The following is a 17,465-nucleotide window of genomic DNA, read 5'->3' on the forward strand; positions in this document are numbered from 1 at the left end:
GACAGTACGTCCAAAGAGCAGGACCACAAATCAGCATCGCCATCTATTCAGAATGCAGGGCAGCCATCAAACCACTCGCTCTGCGCGTTCTGACAGATAACGCTTTCTGCCAGATCAGGTTGACTGGACTGACTAAGGAAAAGTGAGTTCTGGCGCGCGTAATGCCGGTGTACACCAGCTCCCGGGTCAAGACCGGCGACATGTCTTGCGGCAATACCAACACCGTATGGGCGAATTCTGAGCCTTGGGATTTGTGTACGGTCATAGCGTAGGCGGTTTCTACATACCTTAAGCGGGATGCCAAAATGCTGCGTAGTTTGTCGCCATCCAGAAAATACACGCGAATTGGCTTGCCGGGATCGGTATCAGGCAATGCCAGGCCAATATCACCATTAAACACACCGGTGTTGTAGTCATTGCGCGTGACCATGACCGGGCGTCCGACATACCATTCGCTATCACGCTTGATGAGACCTTGCGCGTGCAGGCTTTGCTCTATCTCAGCATTAAGGCCATTGACACCCCACTCACCTTCTTTGACCGCACACAAAATTCTGAACGTATCAAAAGCACGTAAGACAGCAATGACCCATTCTTTAAATTTATTTTCAGCATCAGCGTGTTGATCCTGGGTTTGACTTGGTGACTGCGCGGGTGCTGGTGCTGGTGCGGGACGCTGCTTCAGTAATTCCAGATAGGCTTGATAGCCACCAGCAGCGCCAGCACGGCCTGCCATCGCCAGTTGGATGAGCTGGGTAGGTTTTGCATGTTCTATCCAATGCAAAATAGGATCGCTAGTGCGGAGGCACGTATTGGCGGCGTCGGTGTCACCATCATTAACTGCATTCGCCAACATCCCTATGGGACCACTGAAACGGCGGCTTTTACGCAGCATCACCGTCTGCTGTGCGATAGAACCTGCATTGCCGGTAAATTGTTTAGCAATAGTTTGTCCGGCAGTTCTTTGTATGTACGCAATGCTGGGATCGGAGTATCCACCCGCCTCCGCGTCGCCGCACAAATCGCCTAATACTGCACCTGCTTCGACGGAGGCAAGTTGATCTTTATCGCCCAATAATACCAAAATGGTGTTCGGTGGCAGGGCGTCAAGCAAGGACGCCATCATTTCTAAATGAATCATGGAGGCTTCATCGACCACCAGAATATCCACGTCTAAGGGGTTGCCAGCATGATGTCTGAAATGGCGTGTATCGGGTCGGGCACCCAGCAGGCTATGTAACGTGCGGGCGGCGCCCATACGCGAGGTTAGTTCTTGCAACGGTAGAGAATTGCCGATTTTGCGGGCAAGCTCTTGCAAGGCATTATCTATCGATTGTTTTAAGCGTGCTGCTGCTTTGCCGGTTGGTGCTGCCAGTGCCACACGCAAACGTTCTGGTCTTTCATTCAGCGCAAACATCAGCGCGATCAGCCGCGCGACGGTATATGTTTTGCCGGTACCGGGACCGCCCGTAATGATAGAAAGACGACTTCTGACGGCGATCGCACAGGCAACTTTTTGCCAATCTGTTTCTGTGTTGGCTGACGTATTTTGAACTGTAGATGACGCGTCGAACAAGACATCAAGCCAACGCCGTACATCGTCTTCGGCAACATCAATACGGCTATTAGCCCGCGTGCGTATCGCTTGCGCGACGACAGTTTCGTCTTTCCAATAACGTCTCAGATACAGGCGATGTCCTTGCAAAACCAAGGGCTGTTGCTGGTCTTGATTGGACAATTGAGAAAACAAATCGTTCGTTTGCGCAGCGTTATTTTGAGGCGCATCAGGGTCTGCGACATAGATGTGCTCGCCTAAGTTTAGAGCTGCAGTCCATGCCTGACTGTTTTTGGGGAAATTATATTCGCTGCTTAGTTTGTTCCAAATGCTCTTATCCCATTCCAGAACAGCGCACGGGTCTTGCGCAAAGCTATTGAGGTCAAGACATATGTGGCCACGTGCCTCGATTTCTGTCAGAACCGCTGCACCAAATAGCTGCACCGGATCGCGCATACCACGATCGATCATAAAGCGGGCGAATGCCAGCGCCAAGCGACGCAAGTGAGATTGCTCCACCAGCAAAGTCAAGTCTGCCAACAGATCTGCCGAGGTCTTCATTTGTGCTCCCATCCGCTGTTCTTTGATTGCACTGCTTCTTTTTCTGCTTCTTTTTCTACGCTTGTTTCCGCAACCTTTTCTATATTTCTCATGAGAACATCAAGCTCGTTCAATACCTTTTTACTGGCAGGTAAATGATAACAACCGTGTGTTGCGTCATTCGCTATCCCTCGTAAGAAGAAAAACACAGCGCCACCCAAATGTATTTCTGGATCATATTCATCGCCCAGGCGTGAGCGCAATAGGCGATGCAGCGCCAGCATGTAAATCGCGCCTTGCACATCGTAGCGATGTGCTGCCATTGCAGATTCCAGTGCAGATTGATGATATCCGGCGTCGTCTGAGCCTATCGAGTTTGATTTGTAATCAAGCACCCAATATTTACCCTCATACTCAAAGACCAGATCAGCGAAGCCCATCAAGAGGCCGTGTAATTTTTTCTCACTCAGGTTTTGACGGGCGACGCCGTTTAAGAAGTATTTTTGGCACACTGCATCCAGTGCCTGACCTGATGCGGCTGCACATGGAAACCAGAATTCCATTTCTGGAATCAAATGTTCGATTTCCATCAAGCTCGCGTCAAGTGGCAGGAGTGTTGTACTGGCGATTTTGGACAACCACGTTAGGGTATCTTCCTGATGATTATCCCAACCGGCGCGTAAGCAACGTTTCGATAAACGCGCGCTGAAATTATCATCTGCGACAATACCAAATCCTTCGTTTGCCATCCACTCTAATTGCTCATGTAAAAACTGTCCTGGCACAGCCCCTCTTGGAAAACGATGCCAGGCGGCATTTTGTGATAGATGTACCACGACAGGTTCATCATCTTCGAATAGCTTATTGTCTTCTAGTCGTGCGACTGAAAACGTCTGGCTCAGATTGCGAACGATAGAAGAAAAACTGGTGACGGACCAGGCACGATCAAATTGCGCCTGATAGACCGGAAACTCTATCGGGGTTTGGTTTTGTTGTTTTTGTTTGAGTTGGGACCGTGGTGCCTCGCCCGTTAATACTTCAATGTTTATTGCATCGCATTGAGCTCGCAACTGCTGCAAGGCCGCTGGCAATTGCTCTACTTCTAGTTGTTGACCACCATTGATCAAATACCCCAGGGCAGATTCGTGCAATTTCTTTTGGTGCGATGAGACACCCAGCCACAAGCCATGCGAGGCGCGGGTCAACGCCACATAAAACAACCGTAATTCTTCTTCAATCCGCGCACGATCGACGGCTTGTAATGCTTCGTCACCCAGACTCAAATCAATGACCTGATTACCTTGATCATCAAGGTATTTGAAAAAGCTACGGTTACGTCGTTGTGTGACCTTAGCCGAACTGGCGAATGGTAAAAATACCAAAGGATATTCCAAACCTTTGGATTTATGAATCGTAATAACTTTAACCAAGTCGGCATCACTTTCCAGCCGCAAAATGTGTTCATCACTGCCATCGGTTTCGTCAGCGATTTGCTCTGCAAACCAGCGTATTAATGCGTGTTCGCCTTCGAGTTGCTCGGTCGCGCTTTCGAGTAGTTCTGCCAGGTGCAATACGTTAGTTAAGCTACGCTCGCCGCCGACGTGCTGTAATAGTTTTTCTGGTAACGCCAGATTATGGATAAAGCGTCGTATCGCCGCTAACACACCTTGCCGTTGCCAGACCAGATGCCAATCTTTTAATTGCTCAAGGCGCGCTTCCCAAGCGATATCATCCGCACTGAGTTCTACGAGTTGAGCAAGGCTGAGCATCGCTGTTTTGGTCGCAAATGCTGCACGCCCCAATTCGCTATCTAACGGTTCAGCAAATGCCTGTAACCAACGCAAGACATCGCGCGCCTCATCGCTCTTGATGACTGAATCTTTATCGGACAAATAGACACTGGCGACATTGCGTTCTTGCAAGGATTTACGGATTGCGCTTGCCTCATTGCGGTCTTTGACCAGAATGGCAATGTCAGCCGGCTTTAATCGAACAAATCCATCGTCAGACTGAAAACCGGCCTGTTCAGAATTGAGCTGCTCAACGATGTATTGCGCGCAATGCCCTGCAAAAAATTGTTGCGCGTCGTCTTTGGTCGCAGTTGCGTTGTCCGCATAGAACAATTGCAGTGCTGTGGCGGGTGCTGGCGAGTTAGTTTTGGTATCGAATGCTATGAAGTGTGATTTCAAGCCATTTGCTTGCACAGCTTCAAATGGGACAGGGTTTTCAGACTCAGTACGGAAGCGAAACGCGCCGGGTTGATGTTCCGCATATTCGGACTGGTTTTCGGAAAACAAGAACACCTGATTCACTGCATCAACCAAATTGGTGGTAGAGCGATAATTCGTTCCCAGCAAATAATGTCGCCCTTCCGTCGCTTTACGCGCCGCTAGATAGCTATGGATGTCTGCACCACGAAAACCATAAATCGATTGTTTAGGATCGCCAATTAAAAATAAACCCAGATCACTAGCATTGTCTTGCACGCGATAAAGCGCATCAAAGATCGCATATTGGTCTGGCGACGTGTCCTGGAACTCATCAATCAATGCGACCGGATATTGCATGATCATGCGATTTCGCATTGCGACGCTATTTTTTCCGGTCAATGCTGCTTTTAACCTTTGCAGCATGTCTTTAAAACTAAACTGACTTTGTTGCAACTTTAATTCATCAATACGTGCGGCAACCATGCTCACAGCGTGGCGGCACAAAATATGGGCGATAGGTTCGATTTGACTTAATGCTTCTTGCAGCGGTGCAATACGATCAAAGATCCCCGGAACGACGACTTCATAACCTTTATTGCAAGCAGCGACCAGCGCATCTGGCTGAAATTTTTCAAAGGTTTTATCAAAATCTTGTGGCCACAACAAAGCGGGATCAAGCGCCCATTGTTTGAGGGCATTGAGCCATTTTTGTACATTCGTTGGTTTTAACTTTGTTGCACTAAATTGTTTAGGTGCTCTTTCTTGTTCGTTTGTAAACCACGCGAGCATTTGGTCTGCTATGTCTGACCAGCCTTTTTTTATCTCATGTAATTGTTCAATTTGCGCAGCTTGCGCCTGCGCGATGACATTTGAGAGTGACGCCGAAGAGCTGTCCCCCATGATCGCCGCATGGGGTAGTAAGCTGCTCAAGACATCTTGCAGAGCATAAACGTCACGCCAGCATTGAGTGACAATTTTCAAAGCCTGGCTATTGAGCGGATACACTTGCTGTCGCCAATAATCACGGACGGCGTTTTCTGTGATGCCTGATTCGTTACTTAATAACTCCTCATCAAACAAACAGCCGCTATCAAATGCGTGCTCTCGCAACATCCTTTGACACCAGGCATCAATGGTAAAAATCGCCGCTTCATCCATCGCATCTGCCGCCATGCTAAGTTTATAGGCGGCTTGTTGGCGTTGTTCAAGATCAGGATAATCTTGCAAAAGCAGATTCAAAAATGGATCATCATCGAATATTTTCTCACCGCCAGACGCACGAAAATACACGGCAGCCGTAGAGAGTCGCTGACGAATGCGATCGGTCAGCTCTCTGGTCGCTGCGCGGGTAAACGTCATGACCAAAATCTCTGACGGATGTAAGCTACGCTTAAATGCGTTCTCTTCACCATGCCCAAGCACCAGACGCAAATACAAAGCGGCAATGGTCCACGTTTTACCGGTACCCGCGCTGGCTTCGATCAGGCGTGATCCATGAAGAGGGAAACGAATAGGTTGGAGGTGAAGGCTCATAACGCGACTCCAGACTCTTCGAATTTGTTTTGTTCTGATACGATTGCCTGTATTTGCAACTGACTCACCCAGGTACATAAAGGTTGATATAAAGCACGGGCACTGGACTCCCAGTCAGGATTGGCACTGAGTTCAGAAAAATCTGACCAAACGCGTGCGAGATAGGCATTTTCCGCCTCGCCAGACTGATTAAAACCACCGTCATAAACTGGTCGCGGATCTTTTCCGGCAATCAATGCCAGGGAGGTTTTGCAGGTGCATGGATAAATATGATCCAGACCTTTTTTCCATAATTCGATCAGACATGACAAGCTCGCTGTCGCTTCTGCCTCAGATAATGGTGGCATAACGATGACGGCATCCCGTGCGACTAGATAGGCGCTGACAGTCATGCCAGCTTGCGCGGCAGCTAATTGTCTGAGCCACGCGTCGATGAGTTTATCGGGGCGTATCATTCCCTTAGAGTCAAGTACCTTACTGGGCGTTTGCAATAGGCACACCATCTCTTTATTGTCGCGTTGATGATAGCGTAAGCGATCCAGCCAATCAGACAAAATAATGCCGTGATGTTCAAACATCAGTGGGATTTTTTCTGCTTCAATCGGATAGTTATTTCTTAGTGCCTGATAAGCACTGACAATAGGTGCTAATTCAGTGACGAGTCTGTCCTGTAAAGATCGCCCTGGCAAGCCGATGGGGAAGCTACCTTCTCGCGCCAGGGCCTGGACTTTGAGGCGCAATTGTTCTTCAACATCCATGGCGTCATGCTTTTCCGCATCTGCACTTAACAGACGTTCAGCAAATAAATATTCACTCAAACCATCAATTGCGAACGGCTCTTCATCATCACTGGCCAATTGGCTTTCATTGAAAATCACACCAAGGCGCTTCTGAAAAAAATAGGCAACAGGTTGTCGGATAAAGCGTGCCAATTCACTGAGCTTTAAGCGGAACTCTGGCTCTAATTCAAAGGCATGAATTGGTTCTTCAGTGATTGGCATATCATGTTGCACCGATTGCGTAGCAGTATCATTTTTATCCCGCTTTTTTTTATTATTGTCGATATCTCGCAAGCCATGTGCTGCGCCCCATTCGGTCGCATAGGTGACGGGTCTTTGCTCTGAAGGATAGAAGTATTTGGCACTGAATGGTTGCAACGGATATTCCGTTGTATGCTGCTTGAGATCGATATCCCAACCAGCGCGCAAATAGTCTTGTAATTGAGAAATCAGAACGGATGGTGGCTGTTCAGAATTATCGCGAATATTACGCCCGACCCAGCTAACATAGAGCTTATCTCGTGCCGACAATAAGGCTTCGAGCATCAAATACCGGTCATCGTCGCGGCGCGAACGATCACCAGGCCGAGCCATTCCCGGCAACGCCAGCAAATCAAAATCAACTTGCTGCGCACGTCGAGGAAAATCACCTTCGTTCATACCGAGCAAACAAACAATTTTATACGGCATAGAACGCATAGGCATAAAAGTACAAAATGTCACGCCACCAGAAATAAAGCGTTGATTCAGACTGGCATCATCCAAACCACCTAACCATGCTTCACGGAACACCGAGAGCGAAACAGGTTCCGAGAAATTAGCTTGCTCACACAAATCTACCCATGTTGCTAAAGACTCATTTAAGCGCATTAGGACGACGCGATCATTATCAGACGCTGCAACAAAAAAAGCTTCTAAAAATTCGCGCCCTACAATGCTCCATTCGTTAGGTAACATTGAAGAAAGCATCCTTGTTCGCCAAGCGATCAGGCGCGTGACGAATTCAGCCAATGATCCAGCCAGATCAGCATCCAGGCCGCCAATTTCTGCATAAGGCTCAATCCCTTGGTAGTCTTCTGCCGCGCCTACCGCATAGCCAAGCAACATTCTTTGAATACCGAATATCCATGAATTTTGCTCGCCGGCGGCACTTAAGCCTAAACCGCTACGGTGAGCTTGATTCAAGCCCCAACGTATTCCTGCGCCTTGTATCCAATGTTTGAGTTTGGGCAGATCGCCTTCTGTAATACCAAAACACGCGGAGAGTGCTGGGACATCAAGGAGATCACAAATTTCGCTTTGCAAACATCGCTGTTGCGGCAAGCGCAGCAACCATTCAAGCGCAAGCAATAAAGGATTGTTTGTGCGATCAGAGGCATCCGCAATTTCAAAAGGAATATACCGCGCATCGTGACGTTTGTATTGCGCAAAGACAGCCCTGATCGACGCTGAAAATACGGCAATATCGGGAACCATAACGACGATGTCTTTAGGCTGAATTACATGCTGACCAGGATTAGGGTTTGCGAGGATGGATAAAAGTCTGTCATGCAGTACCTCTACCTCGCGTTGGACACTGTGTGCCACATGAAATTCTATCGATTGGTCTTGGGCGCTAATACTTTTTCGTTCAACTTCATCGATTGGCGATAGGTCGCGAATCGCGTTTTGCACTTGCCCTAACAAATGCGTACTCGCTTCTTCCGAAAAAAGATCAATTTTAAGACTGGAGAAATTCGATCTGGTTTGCTCTACCTGGTCAAATTCATCCAGCATACGGATGAAGTCACGCCCTAACTTACCCCAACTCGCTAGTAATGGATTACTGTGTATGTGCAATTGCGCCAGAGGTACTGAGGATAAGTCTATGTCGTTGCGGTTCTTTTGGCGTTTGAATTGCGACTTCAGTAATTCACGTCCATCAATGATGTCGCCCCAATAAAATTGACAAGGATTTGGTACTGCCAAAATAACTTGGGTGTGGATTGACAATGCCGATAGTGCTTCTAAAGTCTGGCGTGGTAACGCAGATACGCCAAACAAAATAACGCGCCGAGGCAAAGCAGCCTGTGGTTTTTTACCGCTATGAATAGCGTCGATAAAACGTTGGTGAACATTAACGCGACCTAATTGCCTTTCATGTTCGGGAATATCTTGCAAAATAGCGCGCCACAGTTTCGCTTGCCAAACTTGATCATCGTTCAATGGAAGCGCATCACCGCTAGCGCAATTGAGTCGATTATTGCCTTGACTCCAATCGCTCAACCAGTCTGTGCGATACATTTGATATAAGTCGATCAAATCTGCCAGACGTGCAGCCAATTGCAATCGACGCTCGGCATCACCGTTGGCTAAAAAGTTGTTAAGTGGTAAAAAATCTGTATCACCGAGTAATTCTGGAATCAGACGCATTAAGCGCCAGGTTAATGGTGATTTATCTAAAAATGAACTCGATGGAATTTCACTGCGCCCCAACATGGATCGATACACCATCCACAAAAAACGGCCCGGCAATTCAATTCGATTGGCAGCGCAGATGCCGGTATTTTCTGCCAAGGCTATTTTCAACCATTCTGCGACGCCATTCGATTGCACCAGAAAGATGTCTTTTTCGAGAGGGTTCAAAGGGTATCGCTTAATCCAATCAAATACCGCTTCCTGCAATTGCTCTAATTGATTGCCATGCAGAATAATCAAACCTGGTTTTATCACTGGCGCCATATGTGTTCCAACGAGAATGAAATGCGCATCGTTTGAAGTTTTAAGCTCAGCCACTTCATGCCAATAAGCCTAGGCTGAAAAGCTCAAACCTCTATTCAACCTTGAGCGCAAACCGCGAATGCGGAAAGCGCATATTGTGACATATATTAACGAATATTCTTCAATGAAGCGGAAGGCATGTCTCAGGAATTAGACCCGGGAAGAATTTTTTTTGATGAATTTGATGAATTTGATGAATCGAATTTCTCTGATTTTTCTGATTTAACTAATATAATGATATGGTGATATGGTGATATCGCGACGCTGGGATGTTGATCCCGTAAAACTCAGACATCAATTGCCTGTTTGCGTATCGCCACAACCAAGCTCGCGTTCAGGGTTGCAAATTTTTGCTCTGCCTAAAAAATTCACTTTCACACGCTTAGTGCTGTCGCCCAAAGAAAAAGAAACGGTGCCCGCTTGTGGTTGCTGGCTATTAGCATTCGTACGACAACGCCCATTGCCTGCATATGAGATGTAAGGTTGTGCCGCATCGGTAAAGTTATGGCTTACTTTAAATCTTTCGTTTAATGCTTCGTGTGAAAATATAATGGTTTCACCAGGATCAGCATGGCCGTTGATATTGCTGTCAATAAAAATTGTCCAACCAGATTTCCAACTCACGCCATCATTCGCCGCAACACTGACCTGGGAACCACGTTTGATCGCTTCAGAGCGCGTTAAATTGACCGCGGCATAAAACTCTGTAGCTGTCGTCATTAGTTTTTGCCGTTCTATCAATGTACTAAAATTAGGAACGGCTAAGGTCAACAAAATGCCAATCACACTGATGGTTACCAGGAGTTCAATTAAAGTCACGCCAGCGATACGAAGACTGCTAGATAAATATTTCTTCATATTACCAGCATTGTTCTTTACTACCAGATCCCGTGTATCCTTTGACGCCGTTACTATTGAGCGTAAAATTACCGCATACTAAATCTTGAAAGCGATTATCAACATTTGAAGAGCCGGGCACTGCTGTAATGAGAACGCAGTTTTTCATATCGTCGTCCTTACAAGCAGTAGCTTCTAATTCATAACTACTTTTGCCAGCGACATCACCGGAATACCATAAAAAATTTACTGCATCGGGGTCATTTGATGATTTTCCAAAAACAATGTAACGATTGTTTTGCGTGAAAAATTTCTCTTCTTGTTGCATCATTTTGAGCAAAGCACTTTTTGCCTCTGCGCGTTTTGCTTTTATCACGCCAGAACTATACGATGCATACGCGACGGTGCTCAACACAGCGACTATCGCAAGTGCAATGACTAATTCAATGAGATTAAACCCTTTGCTCCTATCTGTTTTCATACGTTTTCCTTAACTTTTCGGTTTCCAATTTTCACTATGATCTTTACTGTTTTCATACAGCATTTATCGTGCTTTTTATTGTGTTTTTATTGTGTTTTTCTAGACAGTGCGTCTTTGCGAAGTTCCTGGTAATTCTGCAGTTCACGCCAACTGAGTCTCCCCGCGCGAGTAATGACATCTGGCAAGGCTAGGGTTTCATTTCCGTTGGGACCGTAATTCTTTTGTACAAAAGTACTTGTCACACGCCGGCTTCCAGTTGCGTTCCTATCGCTCACGGTGGTATTCACATGCACTGTCACTGGGGCACTGTGCAAACCTATCCCGGATGTCAACCCAGTTTTTCCCAAGCTCAATCCAGTTAAAACATCCACCAAATATCTACGACCACTTCCAGGTGAGCAAGGGTTGCCAGTCAAAGTCATACTATTAAATCCATAGTAATTACCGACAACCGTACCTGGCAAATCGTGATGAATACGTTCACCAGTAAGCTGGGAATTCACGAAGTCCACATACCAGCCTTTGTTGCTTCCGGACTTTGTTCCGTAAGAAAAATTTTTTCCAGCAATAACATAGCCATTCGCGGTTGCCATCATTACACGTTGCGCCAATTGACTACGTCCCGTCACAACATCAGCGTTATAGGTCGTATCAAAAATGGCGTAATACGAATTTTGTGCAAAATTGCTGACAACAATATCATTTGCCTCCAGATATTTGCCGGTGCCGAATAGCACTAAATAACCACCGCCAGGTGCAAAGACAATTTGGGGTTGAACCGTAATAGCTTGTGCTTTACTATTCGCAGACTTAGCTGAAAATAATAGGGTCGGCGTTTTGGGGATATTTCCAAAGCCACTGGTAATAATCGAAAACCTCCACAAATTTCCTTGCAAATCGCCGACATACAGATTATTTACAGCACCATCGCCGCCATAGGTTACATTGGGCGCACCGAGTCCGTTTGCTTGAGTTGCGTCCTTCACTGGCGTCATCAATTTAAAATAATTTGAATTAAGCACCCAAGGCTCATCCGGCATTTTATCGAGAGATAGAAAAAAGATGGCACCTTGCCCGCTTCCTTTGTCTGGGCTGTAATTATTGTAGCCACTAGAAACAACAGCAAAATTTCCGTAGGTCGGATTACTTGCTGTTCCACCTACCCGGAATTTAGCAATCAAAGGCGCGGAGACGAGGTTCCCCATGTCTGGGTCTGTTTTATCAGTAAACTCCCATAATGCACCATAACCCTCTGCAAAGTGATCCGGACGAGTAACATCTAAAGCAAACAAACCTTTTGCCCCATTTCCCATTCCGGAAATTAAGACTGTTGCCCAATTTTCTTTAATTTGCACATCCTTGATGACAATTTTTCCGTCAACAAACGATTGGTGAGTGTAGGACGGGTCCGTTAAGTTACTCAATTTTGGTATCAAGGCATTCGGAACGTAGGCAAATAGTTCTTTGCCATTGTCCGCATCAAATGCATGTAAAAAACCATCATTGGCGCCGACATAAACGGCTTTTTTGCGTGCAGCATTCCGATTATAAAAAGCTGTGTAACCTGGACCTGAAACGTTTTTTGCCGGTGCGCCATAGTAACTAGGTGTACTGTTGATAATATCGCCTAAAACACTGTCCCTTGTTCTGAATCGCCCAGCTGGCATGCCCTTACCATCTATATGCGACTCCAGGCTACGATCACCGCGCAAATACTTAATGCGTTCTGTAGCGAGATTATCAATGACGCCGCTGCTTTGATCCGTGTTAAGCTTTTCCTGATCAGCAGCGCTAAAATTGCTACCATCAGCCCACAGAAATGGCGTCATTTTTAAAGTACCGTCCGTATTTATTCTTGCCGTATATATCTGTCTGTCCTCAGGTGCTGGAAATGGCGCAATTTTTTCCACAGCATTACCCGTCAGAATTTGACCAGCGTCCCACTCTGGGATCATATTTGCGTTAATTACACTCTTTTTCAATAAACTCCCTGACCATTTATTAGACGAGAAACCAGGCTCATAAACGTAAGGGTTGTCACTCATCATAGAGGATGAAATACCAACACCAGACAGCGTGCCACCCGATGACGTGACAGACTGAAAAATCGTATTGATCGCCTTCATCATTTTTTTTGGATCGCTTGCGAGAAAGAAATTGTCGGGATCAAGCTTGTTACCACTCGCCCACTCGGAATTATTATTGGCGACAGACCTTCCATCACTGGCGAATGTCTTAAACGGATTTTTATCTCCATTCACATCATTAAAACCACCATATTTGGCAGCCAGATATAATTGAGATACCCGCGGACCAGTATTGACACGCGCCGCGTTATCAATAGAACCATTGCCATTTTCATCGACATCGAGCGTGAAGGTTTTTACCCTCACAGGTTTATCAAAACGAATATCATTGGTATGCGCCCAATAGGCGATACCAGCGAGATAAAAGGTCCCATTCACTGACCCGGTATAAGCCGTGGACATGTTGGATAAATTCGGATATGGATTGCTGTTGCCATAGATGGCACTGGACTCCATTGCCGCCAATACATCGGTCTGCGCTTTAACGTCAAATGCAGGTAATCTGGCGTTACCGCTAGCATCATTAGATGAAGTCTCAACAGCGCGTTTAGGACGATTTGCGCCAGTCAATGCGGTACCGGGAATATATGTATCCTGATGCGTATTGGCGTCACCAATGGCGACAATATAGTTTCGCTGGCATGATGCAACAATCGGATCCGCCCATTTCGTCACCACCTGAAAATTATCCCGCATGGCTGTTGTCATGCCATTGGTACTTTCTGGTGTAGGGGAGTTTCCTTGCAGATAGCGGATGCTTTCATAATACAACTCGCTTAATGGGTCATAGGTTTTATAGTTCCCGCTACGTCCAAATTTATTGAGGTAATTAATGACTCCGCTATTACCACTGAGGTCTTTCTCTGGATTGACGACAAATATGCCTGTTACAGAGTCCCATTCTGGTCTGTCATTTGGTTCGGCTATGAAGCCGCTGCTTGACCGATACTGCAAGCTACCGACATACTTAACAGGCGCTCTTAATACGCCGCCATAGCGCGTGTTCGCGTTATCAAGCAAATAGCCGAATACGCCATATCTCACCGAATTTTGGTAACGCTGCATATGGCCAACTGGCTTGTAATTTCCGCCTGGGTACTGCATGCATAAGTCAATTCTGGAATTACTTTCGGAACTATCGCAAACCTGAACACGAACTAAAAATTCTCCCAGCCCCCTGTCAGACGACATATAAAGTTTGACATCTGAAGAGGCATTATTACTCGGATAGGTACGCGTAGCTGCGCATGAACTTTGAGTGTCAACGTCTGAAAAAATAATTCTATTCTCGCAGTTAAGAACGTAAAGTTTAGCGACCTGATATGGGGTCACCATTCCCGGTGAGCTCATGGTTGATGTGGCACTCACCATTTTCTTGGGGAAATATCCAGAATTATAAAATCCGGAAGGTAAAAAAGCGCGCTGCAAAATCGTCTGAGAAACATTATCGACGACTCGATCACCACCAGTCAGCGATAGCCGCAGCATGTCTATGGCTGAGGCTGAAGCCCAATTCATAAAGTTGCCGCTAAAAGAAGCCCCATCGCACTCATGGTTTGTATCAGCGTCCTTGACCACGTAAAAATAGCCATTCTGCATATCAGACCAGCTTGCAAATCGGGTAGCATTACCGTTGGCATCGACCGTATTTACACCACTGCTATTCACCAACACAAAATTTTTAACGCCGCCACTTAAGTAACATTTTTTACTATTGAAATATCCCAGATATTCGGTCGCTTTATTGTAGTCACTTGCATTAGCATACGCCGCTTTAACAGTCGGAAATTCAACTGACAAATCCAATAGCAAATTAGGATGAACACGACCACTACTGATATACAGCGGCGTATCAGATAATACCAATGCTGGAGGTGTCGCAAAGGAATAAGAACACATGCCGAGTGTAAAAAAAATCCATGGAAGAACGCATAACGTACTTTGCTTCACTGTATTGATGGCTTGGAGAATAAAATCACTCATGTGGACTTCGGCGCCTTTCGATAGTAAGTTTGCAGTACGACTTGTGTTTTGGAATCAGATCCAAAACCAATTGCCGTAATTCGAAAAATATATTTTGTTCGTTCGTCTGCGCTCTGCCCCGCTTCGACATCTTGCACCACCTCGATCAGATACTTTGGCAACTTTGCTGGAAATATCCCCTTGCCGACGGCCATAGTTTGTCCAGTAAAGCGACCCAATTTCACCAACGATGCATCATCACTATCGTCAGCTAAATCTATGCTTAACCAGACTGGGATCTGTCCGGGAGGTGACGGCAAGCACATACCTTGATAAATATTGCCGTCCCCCTTTGCACATCCAGTCTCAAAATATAGCTGAGAGGCAGGATCAAATAAATGACTTCGGCTTCCTGGCAATACCACCTGCGAATCGATATCCATCTCAGCATCTTTCAATGCAGCTTCCGCCGCCATAAAAGCAACTTGACGATCCCTGTCAGTACGCGATGCTTTTTCATTTTGAAGCGCAAGGTTTGCCAGTGACATACTTAGAATCAGAATTACTAATGTCATTAAAAGCGCTACGACGAGGGAAATGCCGCGTGGGCGGAAAATCAAATTTTCTTGAATCAAGACTTTCATTGAGTAATTTTTAAAGCAAATCAGAAAATTAGTTTGGTGCCTGACAAGTACCGCGCACAGGATCTACATCACAGCGATTGCGCAAAACCACGGACATTGTGTAAATTTTTCTCAGTCGTTTTCTACGATCTGGAGCTAGGTCTTTTTCACTGATCGTCGTGCCTTTGTCGGTACCTGCTGAAAGGGATGCGTAGTCATCACCAAACAAGTTATAGGTGTTCGTTGCACTATCGACCCTGGCACTTTCTGAACCACTAATCAGAAGCGCGATTTTGATCTCCGTTACTTTTTTCCAAAACGTCTTACGGTTCAAATCGGCCTTTTTCTCTGCTTCAGTCGTGCCAGACAGAACTAAACCCGCATCAAGCGCATTAATCGCAGTGGCATTTAAAAATTTACTGGCGCTACCATTAGCGGGATCATTTGTATCGATACCGTATAGCACTTGAAATGACTCCACACCTTTAACGATCGCCTGCGCATTCCAACTAATTGATCCACCTTTAGAATTGACTGACTGATATTTACAAAATAGCTCGGGCTCTTTATTTATATCGTTGGAAACGTAGTAAATGCTCCATCCCCGGTCCTCGTCGACAGTTTCTGCTGAGGATGGTGCCGGAACCGAAAACCCAGCGCAATTAGTAATAGAGCCATCTCCACCAGACGATGTACCAGAACCAAAAAAACGCACCGCCAAGACATCACTTGAATTGACCGATACACCAAGAGGGGAGGAAAGATCTGACGAAGCAGCACTCAGACTGTTTGCATCCAGACCGCCAACGTCTGCGGATGCTATCGATGGTGTAATCTGGGGCGCATTATTAAAATCAAGATTAACAAATCCAGCCAGTCTTAATGAACGGCCAATATTATCCAAAGCGAACCTCGCAGTTTCCTGAGTATCAACGTAGTCTGCATTCGTCAAAAAGACGCTTTTGGTCGAGAAGATCAAGCCCGAAGCGATAAGCAGCAATAGCAAGCTTAAAGTGACTGACACCATCAATTCCACTAAGGTGAATCCTCGGTCTTGCTGGAGATGAGATTCAGAATCGTAACAACAAAGTCTTAACATCGTTACTATTACCTCACGTAGGGCTCAACAGGTATCGCAATTTGAGGCGATGCAGCTTCATCGCTGTCAGAAACTTCTCTCGTCGGCTTTTTTGAAAGCCAACCAATCTTAATGACAAAACCTGCCTGACCATCCGGAGTGCAAGACCAGGTCAGTGCGCCCTTTGGGCCATCAAAGGGTGATGCATCTCTGCAAACCACCGCGCGCGCCGCAGGCAACTCGCGTTTCAAGCTTAACAGCCATTCGTAGATATCTGCTTTTGCAAGTTCAACCGGAGTGCAATTTGCTGAAGTTGCGTAGCACATAGTCGGTCTCGCTAACGCACCGTCTTTACGTGAATCGTAGCTGATGTTACTAAATAAATTTGCACCATCAGAGAGTTTCATTTGAGCGTTGTTTGAGCGGATCTTTTCCGCTAATTCGTTAGCCAACGCAACAGCTGAAGTATTAAAACCTGTCTGCTGCGATGCTCTTAAGGTTTCGAGTTGCAATCCAACAGCGCATAGCGAGGTGATCGATAAGATAACGAAAGCAATGAGCACTTCAATTAGCGAAAAACCACTTTGTCGAGTTTTTAGAATCATATAAATGTACATTACGTTACTTAACGATACTTATATTACCCTATGAACAATAAAACTCTAGCGTTTTTTGTTTAAAAAAAACAATGAACTTGTTTCAAATTAGATACAGGTAATTATTTATACTTTTAAAAAACAGAACGAAATGAAAAATATTAGGAGGATCATTCGCACCGAAAACTTGTGTTGACGAGAGCACGCTGGGGGGGGGGTAGCTCTCAGGGTGTTGGATATTTAGATCAGCGGGTTGCAGCCGACCTACGATGCGGAGAGCTGAGCGAGTTATTGTGAGGCGAAGAACTGAGAACGGTGAACGGAGAATGGGATTTGATAACCTGAGTTATCGTAGAAGAGTTTCTGAATCACAAAAGCAAAACCCCTCACTGTTTTCACAGAGAGGGGTAGCATTGGGGAGCCT

9 protein-coding genes are annotated in these 17,465 nt (G+C 46.0%); all 9 read right to left on the reverse strand.

Translation table 11 applies throughout. The features are described 5' to 3' along the window. Positions 1-43: 43 nt before the first annotated feature. A complete protein-coding gene (recD, locus tag ACO0KY_RS17620) occupies positions 44-2,116 on the reverse strand; it encodes an exodeoxyribonuclease V subunit alpha (protein WP_423048231.1) in 2,073 nt (690 codons plus the stop codon). Continuing rightward, positions 2,113-5,838, reverse strand: a complete 3,726-nt coding sequence (gene recB / locus ACO0KY_RS17625; protein WP_423048233.1) for an exodeoxyribonuclease V subunit beta — start codon at positions 5,836-5,838, stop codon at positions 2,113-2,115. Before recB ends, recD begins: the two co-directional genes overlap by 4 nt. Beyond that, the gene (gene recC / locus ACO0KY_RS17630; RefSeq protein WP_423048235.1) at positions 5,835-9,338 is read right to left on the reverse strand and encodes an exodeoxyribonuclease V subunit gamma; all 3,504 of its coding nucleotides are present in this window, start codon (positions 9,336-9,338) and stop codon (positions 5,835-5,837) included. Before recC ends, recB begins: the two co-directional genes overlap by 4 nt. 333 nt (positions 9,339-9,671) lie before the next feature. Beyond that, positions 9,672-10,235 (reverse strand): GspH/FimT family pseudopilin, encoded by a 564-nt coding sequence (locus ACO0KY_RS17635; RefSeq protein ID WP_423048237.1) that lies wholly within the window; start codon positions 10,233-10,235, stop codon positions 9,672-9,674. 1 nt (position 10,236) lies between these two features. Continuing rightward, entirely contained in the window at positions 10,237-10,695 is a 459-nt protein-coding gene (locus ACO0KY_RS17640; RefSeq protein ID WP_423048239.1) for a type IV pilin protein, read from the reverse strand. 86 nt (positions 10,696-10,781) lie between these two features. After that, positions 10,782-14,765 (reverse strand): pilus assembly protein, encoded by a 3,984-nt coding sequence (locus ACO0KY_RS17645; RefSeq protein WP_423048241.1) that lies wholly within the window; start codon positions 14,763-14,765, stop codon positions 10,782-10,784. Then, positions 14,762-15,388 (reverse strand): pilus assembly PilX family protein, encoded by a 627-nt coding sequence (locus tag ACO0KY_RS17650; protein ID WP_423048243.1) that lies wholly within the window; start codon positions 15,386-15,388, stop codon positions 14,762-14,764. The genes ACO0KY_RS17645 and ACO0KY_RS17650 overlap by 4 nt, the downstream gene beginning before the upstream one ends. 28 nt (positions 15,389-15,416) lie before the next feature. After that, complete coding sequence (locus tag ACO0KY_RS17655) at positions 15,417-16,466, reverse strand: PilW family protein (protein ID WP_423048245.1); 1,050 nt, start codon at positions 16,464-16,466, stop codon at positions 15,417-15,419. Between the two features lie 8 nt (positions 16,467-16,474). After that, positions 16,475-17,050 (reverse strand): type IV pilus modification protein PilV, encoded by a 576-nt coding sequence (gene pilV, locus ACO0KY_RS17660; protein ID WP_423048247.1) that lies wholly within the window; start codon positions 17,048-17,050, stop codon positions 16,475-16,477. Positions 17,051-17,465 lie beyond the last annotated feature (415 nt).

The sequence above is a fragment of the Undibacterium sp. Dicai25W genome, assembly GCF_049340505.1.
Lineage (GTDB): Bacteria > Pseudomonadota > Gammaproteobacteria > Burkholderiales > Burkholderiaceae_D > Undibacterium > Undibacterium jejuense.

Bases quoted from the DNA above. Each gene is read 5' to 3' on its own strand.
- ACO0KY_RS17640 (WP_423048239.1), bottom strand. From the start codon at position 10,695: ATGAAAACAGATAGGAGCAAAGGGTTTAATCTCATTGAATTAGTCATT.
- ACO0KY_RS17650 (WP_423048243.1), bottom strand. From the start codon at position 15,388: ATGAAAGTCTTGATTCAAGAAAATTTGATTTTCCGCCCACGCGGCATT.
- recD (WP_423048231.1), bottom strand. From the start codon at position 2,116: ATGAAGACCTCGGCAGATCTGTTGGCAGACTTGACTTTGCTGGTGGAG.
- ACO0KY_RS17645 (WP_423048241.1), bottom strand. From the start codon at position 14,765: ATGAGTGATTTTATTCTCCAAGCCATCAATACAGTGAAGCAAAGTACG.
- ACO0KY_RS17635 (WP_423048237.1), bottom strand. From the start codon at position 10,235: ATGAAGAAATATTTATCTAGCAGTCTTCGTATCGCTGGCGTGACTTTA.
- recB (WP_423048233.1), bottom strand. From the start codon at position 5,838: ATGAGCCTTCACCTCCAACCTATTCGTTTCCCTCTTCATGGATCACGC.
- pilV (WP_423048247.1), bottom strand. From the start codon at position 17,050: ATGATTCTAAAAACTCGACAAAGTGGTTTTTCGCTAATTGAAGTGCTC.
- recC (WP_423048235.1), bottom strand. From the start codon at position 9,338: ATGGCGCCAGTGATAAAACCAGGTTTGATTATTCTGCATGGCAATCAA.
- ACO0KY_RS17655 (WP_423048245.1), bottom strand. From the start codon at position 16,466: ATGTTAAGACTTTGTTGTTACGATTCTGAATCTCATCTCCAGCAAGAC.